Below are 16,807 nucleotides of genomic sequence, written 5' to 3'. Positions count from 1 at the left end.
TCCGTAATTCGCTGGCAAAGGCGGGTTTAGCGGCATAAAGATCCTATCTGATTGCCTGTATTATTGAGTTTTCAAGGTGCGAAGCCCATTTTTGCTATGGGAAGTTTTAGTTATTAATGGTGTCTAAAAACGAGATAAAACACGCTGCGCGAGTTTTATCTCGCTATCGCGACGCTCGCCGCACACGAATACTTCGCATTTGGCTGCGGCTCACTGTTCGCGTAAATAAAAAATACAAGAACACGATTAGATACAGACATACATCCGATACTGGCATGACTCAGATAGTGGGATAACTCAGATAATGGCATACATCAGACAAAATATATAAGAATTTATTAAGATACAAGGATACAAGATCGATGAACGAACGAGCACTACGAGTACTGGAATACGATAAAATACGAACGAAGCTGGCTTCTCACGCCACGAGCGGACCCGGACGCAGGAAATGCATGGAGCTGGAGCCGTCCCCGGACATCAATGAAATCAAACGGATGCAGCAGGAAACCACGGATGCGGTGAGCCGTCTGTTCCGCAAGGGGAGCATTTCCTTCGGAAATACCAAAAATATCGGTCCTTCTCTGAAGCGTCTCGAGGTCGGGAGTGCGCTCTCGATGACGGAGCTTTTAAATATAGCGGGTCTTCTGGAAAATGCCGCCAGGGTAAAGGCCTACGGGCGGCATGAGAATAATGAGACAGAAGGAGATTCTCTGGATGCGATTTTCGATCTCCTTGAACCCCTGACTCCGCTCTCCACTGAGATCCGCAGATGCATTCTCTCCGAGGATGAGGTTGCGGATGACGCAAGCCCCGCCTTGAAAAACATCCGCCGCCAGATTCAGGTCTGCGGTGACAGAATCCACTCCACCCTGAATCAAATGATGAACGGTCCTCTCAGGACCTCACTCCAGGACGCCGTGATCACGATGCGTGACGGGAGATACTGTCTCCCGGTTAAAGCCGAGAACCGCGGAAGTGTCCCGGGAATGGTCCATGATCAGTCATCCACCGGTGCGACGCTCTTCATAGAGCCGATGGCTGTTGTCAAGCTCAACAATGATATTCGTGAACTTGAGATCAAGGAGAAGAAGGAAATCGAGGTTATTCTGGCAAATCTGAGCAATGAGGCCGCCGGGCATATCGAGGATCTCGAGTATGACATGCAGAACATGACCGAGCTTGACTTTATTTTTGCCAGAGGCGCACTTTCTCTGGAAATGAACGCCTCTCAGCCTCTTCTGAACACAGAGGGAAGGATTTTCCTTCGCAAGGCGAGACATCCTTTGATCGAGAAGCGCCGCGTCGTTCCGATCGATATCCGTCTCGGTACTGACTTTGATCTTCTGATCGTGACTGGTCCGAACACAGGAGGAAAGACTGTATCGCTGAAAACAGTGGGGGTGCTTACACTGATGGGACAATCCGGTCTGCACATACCAGCCCTGGACCGCTCCGAGCTTGCTGTTTTTTCCGAGGTCTATGCGGATATCGGTGACGAGCAGAGCATCGAGCAGTCGCTGTCGACCTTCAGTTCTCACATGACGAATATCGTGAGCTTTCTGGACAAGGCGGACCGGAATTCGCTCGTGCTCTTTGACGAACTCGGTGCAGGAACGGATCCGACCGAGGGAGCGGCACTTGCGATCGCGATCCTCTCCTATCTTCACGGCAAGGGGATCCGAACCATGGCGACGACGCATTACAGCGAGCTGAAGATCTTTGCGCTCAGCACACCGGGTGTTGAGAATGCTTCCTGCGAGTTCAATGTGGAAACACTCCGGCCGACCTATCGCCTCCTGATCGGTGTTCCGGGTAAATCAAACGCCTTTGCGATTTCCCGGAAGCTCGGTCTTCCTGACTACATCATTGACAGTGCAAAGCAGCAGATCAGTGAACAGGATGAATCCTTTGAGGATGTTCTCACTTCTCTGGAACAGAATCGTATCCAGATGGAGAATGACCGGCGTGCCATTCAGTATGAGAAGGAACAGCTTGCCCAAAGGGAGAAAGAGCTCGAGAACAGAGTCCGGACCCTTGAGCAGCAGAAGGAAAAAATCATCCGGAAGGCGAACGAGGACGCGCACAGTATTCTTCAGGAAGCGAAGGACTACGCCGACCAGACAATGAAGGATTTCCGCAGATTCGGCAAGAACGCTATCAATTCCGGAGAGATGGAACGGAAACGAAATGCTCTCCGAAAACAGATGAACAAGACGGAAAGCAAGCTTGCGTTGAAACCCGCGGAACGTCCGAAGAAAGAGCTGAAGCCATCGGATCTGCAGCTGGGAGATTCTGTTCACGTTCTCAGTCTGAACCTGAACGGAACGGTCAGTTCTCATCCGGACAGCAAGGGATACCTCTTCGTCCGCTGCGGCATCATCCGCACAAAGGTTCATATCAGCGATCTTGAGCTCGTGGATGAGCCGGTCATCACTTCGAAGCAGCTTTCACGCACCAGCACCGGAAAAGTAAGAATGTCGAAGGCCATGACAGTTTCGCCGGAAATCAATGTTCTTGGAAAAACTGTTGATGAAGCGGTCGCGGAGCTCGATAAGTATCTGGATGACGCTTACATCGCGCATCTGAACAGCGTAAGGATTATCCACGGGAAGGGTACCGGAAAGCTCAGAAAGGGCATTCACGATTACCTCCGCAGACAAAAGCATGTGGAAAGCTATCACCTTGCCGAGTACGGAGAAGGTGATGCCGGTGTTACCATTGTAAATTTCAAGAAATAAAGAATCCGGAAGGAGGCCGGTCATGGCGGCAAAGCAGAAAATTCTCATCGTTGATGATGATAATAATATAGCGGAACTGATTTCCCTGTATCTGACAAAGGAATGTTTTGAGTGCAAAATTGTAAATGATGGAGAAGCAGCCCTGAAGGCTTTTCCGAGATTCCGTCCCGACCTGATTCTTCTGGATCTGATGCTCCCCGGGATGGACGGATATGAGGTCTGCCGGGAGATCCGCCACAAATCGAAGGTACCGATCATCATGCTCTCCGCGAAGGGTGAGGTTTTCGATAAGGTTCTCGGTCTTGAGCTCGGGGCGGATGATTATATCATCAAGCCGTTTGATTCCAAGGAGCTTGTCGCGCGGGTAAAGGCCGTTCTCCGTCGTTTTCAGAATACTGCCGTCCTCCCGAAGGAAGAACCGGAAACCGTCGCGCAGCCGGCAAAGGCAGTGGAATATCCGGATCTCATTATCAACCTGACCAACTACTCCGTGACGTATCGCGGAGAAAACATTGAGATGCCGCCGAAGGAACTGGAGCTTCTGTATTTTCTTGCCTCCTCACCGAATCAGGTATTCACCAGAGAACAGCTTCTCGACAATATCTGGGGCTATGAATACATCGGTGATACGAGGACGGTCGACGTCCATATCAAGAGGCTTCGGGAGAAGATCAACGGAAATCCGAACTGGACGATCTCTACCGTCTGGGGTATTGGATACAAGTTTGAAGTGCTGAAGAAGTAAAGATTGAGAGAATTGAAAAAGAATCATGCGCAGTCACAAAATCATCCACAAATTCATCTTCCTCTATCTTGTCATCGGCCTTGCGATCTTTATCTTCCTCTCCACGGCGGGCTCGGCGATGATTCAGAAAAAGGTGCTGAATGAAGAAAGCCTGAATCTGTATGAGGAAGCGTCCAATATTGCTCAGGACCGTTCGATTCTTACTTACTCCCGCTCTGCAACAGATGAAATCTCCGAACCCTCGTCCGATACCGAGACGCAGACTCTCTATGACAGCCTTTCCAGACTCTCGCTCTATCAGGGTTGTCAGATCTGGCTGATCAGCCCGAAGGGCAAGGTCTACATGAATACAAGTGAACCTCTGAATACCTATGTTCCCGTGACACTGGACGGATTTGATCCGGTTGCGCTCGGCTCAAACTACTACAGCATCGGAACCTTCTTCCACTATTTTGACACCGACCATCTCAGTGTGATGATTCCGATCACCTCTGATCTGAATATCCGCGGATATGTCGCTGTTCATATGGATATGAAGAGAATTGTCTCACTGAAGGAGGGTATTCTCGCAAGAGTGCATGTCATAACAGGAGTCATCTACTGTGCCTTTCTGTCTGTACTTGTGCTCCTCTATTTTTCCGTACTTTGTCCGCTCAAGAAGATCACCATCGGCACAGAAAAATTTGCGGAAGGTGACATGAAGTACAATATCCGGGTGAAATCGCAGGATGAGATGGGCCATCTCGCGGCATCTCTGAATGTGATGTCCGATGAAATCAGCAAAAGCGATGAATATGAGAAGCAGTTCATTGCGAATGTATCCCACGATTTTCGTTCTCCTCTTACTTCGATCAAGGGATTCGTCGAGGCGATCCTGGATGGCACCATACCCGCAGAGATGCAGGAGCGCTATCTGCGCATCGTTCTGAATGAGACCGAACGCCTGACAAAGCTTACAAACGGCATTCTGACACTGAACAGCATGGACCAGAAAAAAAATCTGCTTCACATCAGCGTTTTTGATCTCAATGAAGTGATACGAAATACAGCTGCTTCTTTTGAGGGAATCTGCACACCAAGGCAGATTTCCTTCCAGATCACACTGACCGGAGAAAGGCTTCCCGTTCTGGCGGATAAGGAGAAAATCCAGCAGGTTCTCTACAACCTGATTGACAATGCGATAAAATTCAGCCGGGACGGCTCTGTCATCGAACTGGAAAGTGATATCCGGCACGACAAGGTGTTCTGCACGGTCCGTGACCACGGCGCCGGCATACCAAGAGCATCCCTGAACAAGATATGGGATCGTTTTTACAAGAGTGACGCGTCAAGAGGACGCGAGAGAAAAGGGAACGGGCTCGGTCTGTCAATCGTGAAGGAAATTATCAATCAACACAAACAGACGATTACCGTGATCAGCACAGAGGGAGTCGGGACAGAATTTATTTTCTCACTGAAGCCGGCTCCTGAAGATCTGACGGATCTGCCACATCAGACTCTCCAGGTATAGTTTCGCAGCTGTCCCTCTTCCAGCATTCCCTCAAAGTTGTGCTGACGGAGAGCCTCGTAGAGAACGATTGACACAGAGTTCGCGAGATTCAGAGAACGGATCGTGTCCAGCATCGGAATACGGATTGTCGTTGCCTGATTCTGATACAGGATCTCCTCCGGGATGCCGGCGCTTTCCTTCCCGAACATTATATAGCACTCGTCTTCAAAGGATACGTCTGTATAGCAGCGCGGTCCCTTCGTGGAAGCGTAGTAGATTTTTGCGCCGGGATGCTGTCCGATGAAGTCCTCAAAATCAAGGTATCTGGTGACATCAAGACTGCTCCAGTAATCCATTCCCGCCCTTTTCACAGATTTCTCCGACAAGTGGAACCCAAGCGGCTCTATCAGGTGAAGGCTTGCCCCCGTGGCGGCACAGGTGCGGCCGATGTTTCCGGTGTTCGATGGAATCTCCGGTTCATGAAGTACAATATTGAAATGTGCCATAGGTTTCTCCGTTTTTTTCTGATTATCTCTGATTATCTTTGATCAGCAGTCTTTCCCTCGCCACAATTTGTATATCTCATCCTGCTGCGGCTTGTCCAGATAACGGATTTCTCCCTGGTTATGCAGGATTCTGTCTCTTCCGGATGTGGTTCTTCCGATGACTTTTGCCGGAATTCCGACATTTACAAGTTCTTCCGTCAATGCGTCTCCCCTCCCGGTAAGAACCAGAAGAGAACCCTCCGAATAAATCTGGTATGGATTCAGATTAAAAAACTCACAGATTTCCACACTTTCCTGCCGAATCGGTATCTCCCGCAGATTGATCTCCAGTCCTGCGCCCTCCGCTTCCGCAAGCTCCCAGAGTGCGCCGAACACTCCTCCCTCCGATATATCATGCATCCGTACCGTCTCGCGGTCTGCCCCTGCAATTTCAGCCTCCGGGACGACAGAGAGATCCTCTCTGAATTTTTTCGCGGTCTCGATGATATCTCCGGTAAATCTTCCGGAAAGTATCTTCTCCTGTTCTGAGGCAAGCAGCATGGATGCCGCGATTCCTGCCGATTTTGTCATAACAATGTCGAAGCCGCGCGTCTCATTACAGGATTTCTCCGGACATCTCTCCTTCGCAGCAGGCAAATCCGCTTTTGTACGCGCATCGGATCCGTCCCTGTTGCCGGACGATACGCAAGGAAATGCGGAACAGATCTGACTGTCGAAAGGCACACCGATTCCCGTCACGGCAATGATCTCGCTTCTCACGGACCGGCTGACCGTTGTATGACCGCCGGCGATACTTATGCCAAGATTTTCAGCTGTCTGTTCCGCCGCCCGCAGGATTTTCTTCAGGACAGCTTCCCCGGTATCTTCTGTGAGAATGAGGTCCAGAATCACCGCACGGCCCGCCGCTCCCGCAGCGGCGAGATTGTTTATCGCCGCATGGATCGCAAGAATTGTCCGGATCACCGGATCCGCATCAAGATCAAGAGAAACCGACGACGAGATCACTGTACTCTCACCCGTTCTCAGGATGGCGGCGTCTCCCCCCTCATGTGGTCCGGCTGTCAGATCGGATCTGCTGTTGCGGATCTCCTTGAGAACAGACCGGTTGAGTACCGCCTCTGAAATTTTTCCAACTCTCATATTATCGCCTCAAAATTTCTGTACCCGATGCTTTCGATTCCTGTAACGAGTCTGACCGGCCATTTCCGGCACTGCCGCTGTCTGCTTTCTGATCGGTCATTTCCGGTACTGTCACTGTTTAAACGGCCATTCGTGACACGGCCACAGTCCGGCCTCTGGCACTGCACCGGATACGGTGAAGAATGACGGTACATCGTTTAGTTCTCGATCACATCACTCTCAACAATCGAACCATTGCCGACCGCTGACTGTATCGTTGCCAGATCACCTGTCGCGATGGCCGCCTGAATCGCCTGCAGCGTCTCACTGTCTGCGTTTTCTGTACCGATTGTATAGGTGAGCGGCATCATCGAATAGCTGCTGCGATTTACCAGTTCCTCCGAATCCAGCTGCCCATTGATGTAGATTTCCTTGTAGAGCTCGGCCTCGACGCCCTGTATACCTCCGGATACCGTAATGCTTCCGTACGGTTCGGAGCTGTCGGTCTCGTATTCCGTCTCCACATCCGTCGTGCTGATCGTCCTGCTCTCGAAAGATATCGTCCGGTCAGCATCTCTCGTCTCCTGGCCGTAAATATTGAAGGTCAGATAGCCGTTTTTTGTCACCGCCTGGATATAGATCGGCGCGGATGTATTATTCTCAAAGCGGAAGTCCATCAGTCCCTCGGAAATCGACGCATCCAATCCTGGCTCGACATAGGATACCAGATAGGAGTGGTTGTGCCGTTCCGTCACCTTGAGCTCAGCTGCCAGAACCGCGTCGTAGAGCGTCGTCGTTGTCTGACACACTCCTCCTCCATAAGACTCCACAACTTTGCCGTTTTCATAGGTGTCACCCGGCAGGAATCCATATTCCTTTGTGGTAGGGCCGATGACCTTCTCCGCGGAAAACTCTTCGCCCGGATACAATACCGTTCCGTTGATATGCTCCGCAGCCAGCCGCACATTGGTATCATGGTTCGTATCCCCGGTCTGATAACCGGTCGTAGCGCTTCCCAGAAGATCGGTAATCTTCGAAAGCTCTGAGGACTTGTCCGCATATTCGGTTGTACTATACTCCAGTGTAATACCGCCCTCACCGCCATGCCAGTCACTTGCAAAATAGTCCATGATTTTCTGAACCGATGCCTTATTGTTCAGTGCTACTCCTGCCTTCCCGGGTGTGAGCGTAAAGGTATTGTCATCGTTTAAGACAACGCCGTTTGACTGCGGGCTGCAGTTCAGTGCATTGGCATTTTTCGCAAGCACCGTGCTGACAGCAGACCGGGACACCGCAAAATCCAGGTCGAGAACAATCGGTCCGTCCTTTTCAAGCTGCCTCTCCGCCAGAAAACGTTTGAAGATGTTGCCCTTTTTACCGATCGACAATGCCTCATCGACGACATCTTTATTCGTATATGTAAGCCCGAGCGCTCCGGCCGTTGTCCGCACCTGATTGTCTCCTGCGTGCAGAACAATGACATCATCCGAGAGCTCTTTGAGCCTTGTCTCGACAGCCTTTTCCATCTGACTTCGCGTCATATTTGTCACATTGATGTTGTCGATATAGATTCCGTATTTCTTCTGATTGCCATTTCCGGAAGAAACGGACCGGATTGCTGTTCCCGGGGAGGAAGATGTCACCGCCTCTGTTCCCTGCAGATTTTCAGCCGAAGACGAAGAAACGGCCACCGCATTTAAGGTGTCCGCTCCCGTCTCCCCTGTATTGTCTGTATTCTCCGCAGCCATCGCCGGGAGAACAAGTGTGACAATCATCAGAAGTGCCAGAATGATGGCGATCACGCCGGCAATCAGCCGGCGTTTCCGCTCCATTCTTTCCCTTCTGTCTGTTTTCTTATGTTCGGTTTTTCTACTCATTCGCACACGCAGTCTTCTGAAAATGAAATGTAATTGTCTGCATCAGATGAAAAGGCAGCCGCATCAGAATTTATCCAACTTCAGGTTAAAGATCTGCAAAACATCTTTCTTTTCGGGCATTGCGGGAATCGCGCCGCGCTTTTCCACGCAGAGACCGGCTACAATGTTCGCAAATCTTATGAACTCTGCCGCCTGCTCCTGATCGAGATCCTCCGGTCTGATCTTGAACTCGGCAAATCTTGAGAGAAGGCCTCCCCAGAAGGAATCTCCCGCGCCTGTCGTATCGACAACCTTTCTGGTCTGAGAAGGTGCCTTTACCACAAAATTCTTCGTGCGGAGCATCGCTCCGTCCTTACCGAGAGTTACCACGACGCACTTCACTCCTTCATCCAGAAGTGCTCCGGCAGCATCATACGGATCCTCGATATCCGTCAGAAGCTTTGTCTCCTCATCAGACAGCTTCATAATATCCACATACTTCACCACGGAACGCATCTGAGCCTTGGCTTCTTCCTCGCTCTTCCACAGCGGCGCACGGTAATTCGGATCATAGGATATGATCGCTCCTGCCTTCTTTGCCTGCTCTACGGCAAAAATTGTCGCGCTCCTTGCAGGTTCATTGGTGAGTGACAGGGACCCGAAATGGAAGATCCGTGTCTGGTTGATAATGTCCATATTGACCTCGTCCGAGCGGATCATGGTGTCAGCTCCGGGCTTTCTGGCAAACGAAAATTCACGGTCACCGTCATGAAGCGTCACAAACGCAAGCGTTGTGAAATAATCAGGGTCAATTCTCAGTCCCTCTGTATTGACATGATTCTCGTCCAGCGTCTTCTTGAGGAGACGTCCGTGCATATCATCTCCGACTTTTCCGATAAAGGCGGTTTTCATGCCAAGCCTGGAAGCCGCAACCAGAACGTTAGCCGGAGCTCCTCCCGGATTCTGCTCAAACAGTGTCCTGCCTGCCTCACTGGTGCCGCAAGGCGTAAAATCAATCAGTAATTCACCCATCGCTGTAACGTCGTACATAGAATTCTCTCCTCTCGATATCTGAATTATGAAGCAACATTCATACGATATACCGCACGATAATCTTTCTTGAATAGAATCGACGCGGAAGTGCCTGGTGCGCATTGCTGATAGACAGCACATGCTGTGCCGCTATTCTTTTTTATAATAGCATAAAAAAGAAGAAGCGCATAGACGATTTCGCGCGTTCGCCGTGTTACACACCGCTCCATGCTCATACCTGTTGCCTTCGAAATCGCATACAGTCTTTTACACACGCTTCGCGACAGGCGGCCTGTCCGCGTTTTCAAAATTTATTGGGCCACATACTGTATAAGTCCCCGCGTCACATACTGTATAAGCTACGGATTGCTCCGTGCTTCGCACTCCCGCAATCCTACAGGTATTCGCACTTCCGTGCCGCTCGCGCGTCACTTCGTGCTCATACCTGTTGCCTTCGAAATCGCATACAGTCTCTTACACACGCTTCGCGCGTGACGATCCTGTCTGCGTTTTCGAAGAGCTTATACAGTAAAAGAGCTCCGAAGACCTGTATGAAAGGTATCCGGAGCTTTTGAGCAGCGCGAGACGGGATTCGAACCCGCGACCCCAACCTTGGCAAGGTTGTACTCCACCCCTGAGCCACTCGCGCAATTACTGATTTTCGATGTCAGTTCGTCTCTTCAAAACTGACGATATTGAGGATACAATAACTGTATCCATTTGTCAATAGATAATTTTATTTTTTATCTTCAGGTATTTTATTTTTTCTTCAGGATCTCATGATGGCACTCAGAACATATTGATTGTTCGGGAAGCTCTTTTGTGTGATGTTCTCCAGTCGGATCAGATCTACATCCAGCCAGAGTTCTTCTGCGGTAATCATAATATTGGCGAACATGATTCCGAAGTTTACCTCCTCCCACCGGTACTTCTCCAGATTGTCCGCCTTGTGTTTCTTTGTAAAAACGTGGATCCTGTCGTCAAAAACCACAAATCTCCAGGGCTGAATATTCATCGAGGAGGGAGCATATCTCGCCGCTTCAAGCAGCTGCTTCATCCACGAGCGTGGAACTTCCTTGAACACGCACAGCTCGTCCAAAGGCAGCCTTTTTGCCTCTCCCTTGCTTCTTACCGGAGATTCCTTGCTTTTTCCGAAGGCAAGAATTCCGATCAGTTTCATGCTGCCTTTTTGCTGCAGACTGCCCGGAACCGCTGTACTTCCGACGAAGCATGCACCCAGTCCTTTACAGCACAGATACAGATTCATCTGTTCCATGAGGTATCCCATATTCATCTGGCATCGTGCCGTATCCCTCGAATAAAAGAGCATATAGTAAGGCGCCTTTACCCGGTGAAGCTGACGGATATGAAAGGATTTTCTGATGTTTTCACAGATCAGGATATCTGTCTCAAAATCTCCAAGCAGATTGGGCAATTCCGCATAGTGAGAACGGATTTCATTGAGCAGGCCCTCCTGCAGCGGCTCAAATATATATTTATGAACGGATTTTCTTACAAATATTGCTTCATACAGATTCATGCCCATCACCCTGAACAAATAACCAAAAACATTATATGTAACATAATTGTAACATATTAATTTATAAATTCAAGGGCAGACATGATTTTTTAAATGTCGGGCAGACATCATTATTTTCAATGTCGGTCACCTGTGGCAGCTGCGAGAATTGCCAATACCTTAGAATTGCGGGAGGGCGAAGCACAGGGCTATCCTCAGCCCTTACAGGATATGGCGTTGTTTTCAGCATGGTGTTTTACTGCTGCAATGCCACCACGGTTTCTATCGATCCGCTCCACGCAAACATATCCACCGGATATGCCTCACCTGCACGGTAACCGCGTTTTCTGAAATACCGCAGATCTCTGGCAAGAGTCTCCGGGTTGCACGAGATATACACGATCCGTTCCGGCTTCATGGACGATACAGCATCTATGAAGGTCTCGGTACTGCCCGATCTGGGAGGATCCATGAACAGGACATCCACCTTCTCTCCTGCCGCTGCCATCCTTTCCAGAAATCTTCCTGCGTCATCCTGGTAGAACCGGATATTCCGGACTCCGTTCATTCGTGCGTTATACCTGGCGTCACGCACGGCATCCGCATTCAGCTCCACGCACGTAACTTCGCTCGCGCTGCCCGACGCCGCGATTCCGATCGTCCCGATCCCGGAGTAGGCGTCAAAAACCTTCTCCCTTCCAGTCAAAGCAGCCAGCTCAATTGCCTTCCTGTAGAGCACCTCTGTCTGAATCGAATTAATCTGATAGAAGGAAGACGGAGAGATCCGGAATTTCTTCCCGCACAGAATGTCCTCGATATATCCCTTTCCATAAAGGACAATATTCCTCTCCCCGAGAACCATGCTCGTATTTTTTTCATTGAGATTCAGCACGATTGATGTAATCTCCGGGTGCTCCTTCCGGAGAGCCTTTACAAAATTATTCTTCGAGGGAAAAATCGGAGATGTCACTACCAGAGTCACCAGAATCTGACCGGTCTTATGTCCGACCCGTACCATTACATGGCGGAGCAGTCCATATCCGGAATTCTCATTGTAGATGGTGATCCGGAAAGAAGGTGCCAGTCTCCGGATCGTCCCGATGATGCGGTCGGCTCTCTGGTCTTCGATCAGGCATCTCTCGACCGGAACGACACGATGTGTTCCCGCCTCATAAACTCCGGATACGATGCTCCCGTCCCTCTTTCTCTGAAATGCAGCATTAACCTTATTTCTGTAAAAATAAGGATAGGACATGCCGGCAATCTTCTCTGTCCGGGCAAGTCCCTCCAGTTCTTTTCTCACCCGGTTTTCCTTTACTCTCAGCTGCTCTTCATATGTAACACTTCTGAACTCGCAGCCTCCGCATTTCCTGTAAACCGGGCATTTCAGAAAATCCGCCTCGTCTGTTTGCGGTTCTGCATCTTTTTGATTCATCTTTGCAGCCGCCTTCTGATCTCTCAGATATGACTTCTGATGTTCTGGATTCCGGTCTTTCTTATTTATTTTCTGATTCTTCATAGCAGCTTCTTTCTGTGTACGATACCATCTCTGCACTTCACTTCAGGCGCAGATGACAACGCAGCCGTTTCCCGGTATTGATGATATTTTCCGGTATTACTAAGGTTTCTCCATGCAACTGACGCTTCTCAAACGGCAGCTGGTTCACGTCTCAGAAGACGATTCCGAGCCGGTCGATCACAAGCCCCCAGAATACGCCAATGAGATAGAGCGCAATTGTGATTTTGATATTATCCTTCATATGCCTGCGGTCCGAGCGGAACAGAATCAGAAGCCCGACGCCGGCGCCAATCAACAGGCCGGTCATCATCTGACCGGAGGTCAGGATTCCCTTCAGATAGAGCTCGGTAATTGTGACGGAAGCCCCGCAGTTCGGAATCAGACCGATCAGTCCGGAAAGTGCTACACCCAGCAAAGGTTCCCCCGACAGAAAGGCACCGACTCTTTCTTCTCCGATTCCTTCAATTGCAACCCCCGCCAGAAAGGTGATAATCAGGATGAAGATGGTAATCTCTATCGTATGCAGGAAAGCCGATAGAAAAATATTTCCCTCCTCGCAGTGGCAGTTGTCCTGCTCGCAAAGATCATGAATGTGACGGTCCGTCCGCGGATGTTTTCTCCGGTAGACCCGGAGAAAGGCATCAACAATCAGACCGGAAATCGCGCCCAGAATGATCTTTGTCCCGATCACAGATACAATCGTCTTGATATTTACCTGTTCCGAGATAAAGATGGGAAGCATTTCATCAGACGTTGAGAGAAAAACGGCGAGCAGCGTTCCAACGGTGATCACCCCGCCGGAGTACATGCTTGCCGCGGCTGCAGAAAATCCGCACTGCGGAATTACTCCGGTGGCAGCGCCGACGATTGGTCCGAGACGACGTGCGCGCTGAAGCATTGAGATGGTTTTCTCCTGTGCTCTCTCCTCCAGCCATTCCATCAGGAGATACGTGATATACAGAAATGGAATCAGTTTCAGTGTATCGGTCAATGTATCTTTCAGTACATCCAGCAGCATGATATCCTCCGTTGTCTACTTGACACATATCTGTTTCCATCATAAACTAGCAATGCGGAAAAACCGCCGATGGAAACGCAATTTTCATGCCCTCCAAGAGGGCATCCGCAACTCAAATGACACAGCACATGGATTAAGATATGATCAGGTGATTTATGACATTTTCCAGTATGTTTTTTATCCTCGGCTTCCTGCCGGCATTTTTTCTAATTTATAAGATATTTCCGAAGCAGTCAAGTAGAAACGTCATACTGCTTCTTTTTTCTATCCTCTTCTATCTGTTCGGCGGCCTTCGGTTCTTGATTCTTCTGATTGCTGAGGCGTTCATCGGATGGGTCTTTGGTCTCCGGATTGAAAAATCCGCTGGAAAAAAAAGACTGCAGAGCGGTCTTCTGGCGATATCGGTTCTGATTTTTCTTGCGATCCTCGGCGGCTTCAAGTACACGGATTTTATATTTTCGAATCTCAACGAGGCTTTCGGAGCCAGACTGACTGTGCCCTCTGTCGCGCTTCCGCTCGGTATCTCCTTCTATACATTTAAGCTGATTTCCTACGCTGCAGATGTGTATCATGATAGAGTATCTGCTCAGAAAAGCTTTCCGGTTTTTCTCACCTACGTGATCTGTTTTCATACCATTCTGCAGGGACCGATTGTCCGTTACACGGATATGCGAAAGGAGCTTGATAACCGCATCATGGACCGCCGCACCTTCTCCGAAGGTATGTACCGGTTTTCTCTTGGTCTTGCCAAGAAAACCATTCTGGCGGATCATATGGGAACACTCGCCGATCAGCTTTTTCCGGCCTCACGGGGAATCGCAGCGGTTTCTCCCGCCTCTGCCATCCTCGGCTCAATATGCTTTACCCTTCAGATGTATCTGGATTTCTCCGCGTACTCGGACATGGCGATCGGCCTTGGCAGGGCTGTCGGATTTCACTATAAGGAGAACTTTAACTATCCCTATATTGCCACATCTGTTAAGGATTTCTGGCGCCGCTGGCATATCTCACTGTCTTCATTTTTCCGGGACTACGTCTACATCCCGCTTGGCGGAAACCGCAGAGGCTTTGCCAGACAGACCTTAAATCTCCTGGCAGTCTGGCTTCTCACCGGTCTGTGGCATGGCGCGGACTGGAACTTCATCCTGTGGGGACTCTATTATTTTGTGTTTATTTTTCTCGAAAACCTTGTCGCCCGGCTTCGAAAAGGCAGAGCAGAGAACAGCGGCGTCACCAGCCATGCCGCGTCGTCGATTCCCGCCAGAATTCTCGGACATCTGTATACGATTCTGGTGTTCAATTTCGGATGGGTTATTTTCCGGTTCACAGACTTCAAACAACTGAAGACAGCGCTATCTCATTTTCTGAACTGGTCCTCGGGCTGGCAGGATGTGTCCATTCTTCTCACGGTTAAGAACAACCTGTTCATCCTGATACTCTGTGTTCTGGTATCAACCCCGCTGTTTTCCGCTCTCTCCCATCGAGCAGAGATCCGCATGCAGGAAAAACGTGTGTCCAAAAATGGCTTCTATGCCGTACGGCTTGCCTTCGCCGGTATCTGTTTTGTGCTGGCGATCTGCGCACTTGCTGGAGCGACTTATCATCCCTTCCTGTATAACCAGTTCTGAGAGGCTTGCATTCATGACGAATCATCTGAAAGACTTGCATTCATAACGAATCATCTAAGAGACATGCATTCATGACGAATCATCTGAGAGGCTTGCATTCATGAAAAATCAAAAGAAAAAAGGAAAAGAAAAAGATATACATAACTATCTCAAAAAAAACGTCCGCTGTCTCAGGCGCTGGCAGAAGCTGTACTGTGCAGCCTTCTGCGTCGGCTTCGGCGTGTTCGGCATTCTCGGTCTCAATATGGATCTTCGCCCGAAAATCTCTCTTCTGGAAAAAAGAACCCTTGCGAAGTTTCCTCAGGTTTCTTTCTCCGGCATCTGGAACGGAGATTTTTTCGATGAACTCGTGACCTGGTACTCCGACACCTATCCGACACGGGACGCCATGCTGACCGTAGACTCAGAGATTGAGAACTGGTACGGAATCCGCGGAACCGCTCTATACGGAACCGCATCGGGCTCAGCTGCGGATGCGATCCCGGACACATCCTCGGTCAGCCTCGCCCCGATTGTGGAGCAGAGCTCAAACGAGGAAAACATCACCAATGATCATTCCATCTCCTCCGATTCCCTTTCATCAACACAAAGCCGGTCATCTTCCGCTTCTTCCGCAGACGCCGGATCATCCCGTCCAACCGACACTCCTTCCACAGCGGCACAATCCACGGAGAAGGACGGGACCATTCACGAAGTACCGGACGCGGTCGGTCAGGTCTACATCACCGGAGACCGCGGATTTGATATTTACTATTTTAATCAGGAAAATGTGGATGCTTATGCCTCAATGATCAACACGGTAAAATCCCGCGTCGGTCAGCAGGTGAACCTTTACGATATGATTATTCCGACCGGATTCGGTGTGGATCTCAGTGAAGACGTTCAGAAATCTCTCGGAGGATCCAGTCAGAAGGACGCCATCAGTTATGCCTACGACCGGATGGATCCCTCTGTGAAAAAGGTTTCGGTATTTGATACCCTTGTCAGCCACAACTCCGAGTATCTGTATTTCCGGACTGACCACCACTGGACCTCACTCGGCGCATACTATGCGTATCAGGAGTTCTGTAAGGCGAAGGGAATTACTGCACATAAAACCAGTGATCTTCAGGAGAAGGATTTTCCCGGCTTCATCGGCACCTACTATTCTCTGAGCAACCAGTCCTCTGCTCTTGGGAATAATCCTGACACTGTACAGGCATGGATTCCGAACGGAACAAACGAGATGACGTACACCGATCAGAACGGAAACTCATATTCGTATCCGATTGTGGCGGATGCAAGCACCTTTTCATCAGAGAATAAATATCTCGCCTTTATCGCAGGCGATCAGCCCTATGAGGAAATTCATAATCCGGCAATTACCGACGGTTCCTCCTGTCTCATTCTGAAAGAATCCTTTGGAAACTGCTTTGTGCCGTGGCTGGTAGATCATTATCAAAACCTGTATGTCATTGATTACCGCTATTACAACGGCAATCTGACACAGTTCGTACCGGATCATCAGATACAGGATGTCATCTTCCTCAACAATACCGAAGCGGTCACTGCAGACCGGGCAGCGATGATGCTCAATCTGTTCCCGTGAATGCCTGATTTCGTATTTCTGTGCATTCACCGGATCTCGCCATTGTA

The 16,807-nt window shown here is 49.7% G+C and carries 12 protein-coding genes and 1 tRNA gene; 5 read left to right on the top strand and 8 right to left on the bottom strand.

The window, feature by feature from the left end; genetic code table 11:
- Positions 1 to 362 precede the first annotated feature (362 nt).
- Genes ACTQ3A_RS08260 through ACTQ3A_RS08250 form a run of 3 tightly spaced genes read left to right on the top strand, consistent with a single transcriptional unit; the run spans position 363 to position 4,996 of the window.
- Positions 363 to 2,741 carry an endonuclease MutS2 gene (locus ACTQ3A_RS08260; RefSeq protein ID WP_441494569.1) on the top strand — a complete coding sequence of 793 codons (2,379 nt, stop codon included), beginning with the start codon at positions 363 to 365 and terminating at the stop codon, positions 2,739 to 2,741.
- Positions 2,742 to 2,763: 22 nt separating this feature from the next.
- Complete coding sequence (locus ACTQ3A_RS08255; protein WP_441099566.1) at positions 2,764 to 3,486, top strand: response regulator; 723 nt, start codon at positions 2,764 to 2,766, stop codon at positions 3,484 to 3,486.
- Positions 3,487 to 3,511: 25 nt separating this feature from the next.
- Positions 3,512 to 4,996: an ATP-binding protein gene (locus tag ACTQ3A_RS08250; protein WP_441494568.1), complete on the top strand. Its 1,485-nt coding sequence runs from the start codon at positions 3,512 to 3,514 to the stop codon at positions 4,994 to 4,996.
- Here the strand turns inward: ACTQ3A_RS08250 and ACTQ3A_RS08245 are convergent.
- From ACTQ3A_RS08245 to ACTQ3A_RS08210, 8 genes are all read right to left on the bottom strand, one after another.
- A complete protein-coding gene (locus ACTQ3A_RS08245; RefSeq protein WP_441494567.1) occupies positions 4,978 to 5,481 on the bottom strand; it encodes a tRNA (cytidine(34)-2'-O)-methyltransferase in 504 nt (167 codons plus the stop codon). The two genes, ACTQ3A_RS08250 and ACTQ3A_RS08245, sit on opposite strands and share 19 nt — an antisense overlap.
- 42 nt (positions 5,482 to 5,523) lie before the next feature.
- Positions 5,524 to 6,621: an AIR synthase-related protein gene (locus ACTQ3A_RS08240; protein ID WP_441494566.1), complete on the bottom strand. Its 1,098-nt coding sequence runs from the start codon at positions 6,619 to 6,621 to the stop codon at positions 5,524 to 5,526.
- A 197-nt stretch (positions 6,622 to 6,818) separates the two neighbouring features.
- A complete protein-coding gene (locus tag ACTQ3A_RS08235; protein WP_441494565.1) occupies positions 6,819 to 8,477 on the bottom strand; it encodes a VanW family protein in 1,659 nt (552 codons plus the stop codon).
- A 63-nt stretch (positions 8,478 to 8,540) separates the two neighbouring features.
- The gene (locus ACTQ3A_RS08230; protein WP_441099561.1) at positions 8,541 to 9,506 is read right to left on the bottom strand and encodes a PfkB family carbohydrate kinase; all 966 of its coding nucleotides are present in this window, start codon (positions 9,504 to 9,506) and stop codon (positions 8,541 to 8,543) included.
- A gap of 559 nt (positions 9,507 to 10,065) precedes the next feature.
- Positions 10,066 to 10,137, bottom strand: a tRNA-Gly gene (locus ACTQ3A_RS08225).
- Positions 10,138 to 10,257: 120 nt separating this feature from the next.
- Positions 10,258 to 11,028, bottom strand: a complete 771-nt coding sequence (locus tag ACTQ3A_RS08220) for a nitroreductase family protein (RefSeq protein WP_441494564.1) — start codon at positions 11,026 to 11,028, stop codon at positions 10,258 to 10,260.
- A 235-nt stretch (positions 11,029 to 11,263) separates the two neighbouring features.
- Positions 11,264 to 12,526, bottom strand: a complete 1,263-nt coding sequence (gene rlmD / locus ACTQ3A_RS08215; RefSeq protein WP_441494563.1) for a 23S rRNA (uracil(1939)-C(5))-methyltransferase RlmD — start codon at positions 12,524 to 12,526, stop codon at positions 11,264 to 11,266.
- A 151-nt stretch (positions 12,527 to 12,677) separates the two neighbouring features.
- Positions 12,678 to 13,544, bottom strand: coding sequence for a putative manganese transporter (locus tag ACTQ3A_RS08210; protein ID WP_441494562.1), 867 nt, complete (start codon positions 13,542 to 13,544; stop codon positions 12,678 to 12,680).
- Positions 13,545 to 13,843: 299 nt separating this feature from the next.
- Here ACTQ3A_RS08210 and ACTQ3A_RS08205 point away from each other — a divergent pair, with 299 nt between their 5' ends.
- Positions 13,844 to 15,172, top strand: a complete 1,329-nt coding sequence (locus ACTQ3A_RS08205; RefSeq protein ID WP_441494561.1) for an MBOAT family O-acyltransferase — start codon at positions 13,844 to 13,846, stop codon at positions 15,170 to 15,172.
- A gap of 100 nt (positions 15,173 to 15,272) precedes the next feature.
- On the top strand, positions 15,273 to 16,760 hold the full coding sequence (locus ACTQ3A_RS08200; protein WP_441099556.1) for a DHHW family protein: 1,488 nt from the start codon (positions 15,273 to 15,275) through the stop codon (positions 16,758 to 16,760).
- Positions 16,761 to 16,807: the final 47 nt, after the last annotated feature.

The organism is Bilifractor sp. LCP21S3_F8 (genome assembly GCF_052117805.1).
In the GTDB taxonomy this organism is placed as follows: domain Bacteria; phylum Bacillota; class Clostridia; order Lachnospirales; family Lachnospiraceae; genus Bilifractor.
This window is presented reverse-complemented; position numbering and strand designations above follow the sequence as displayed.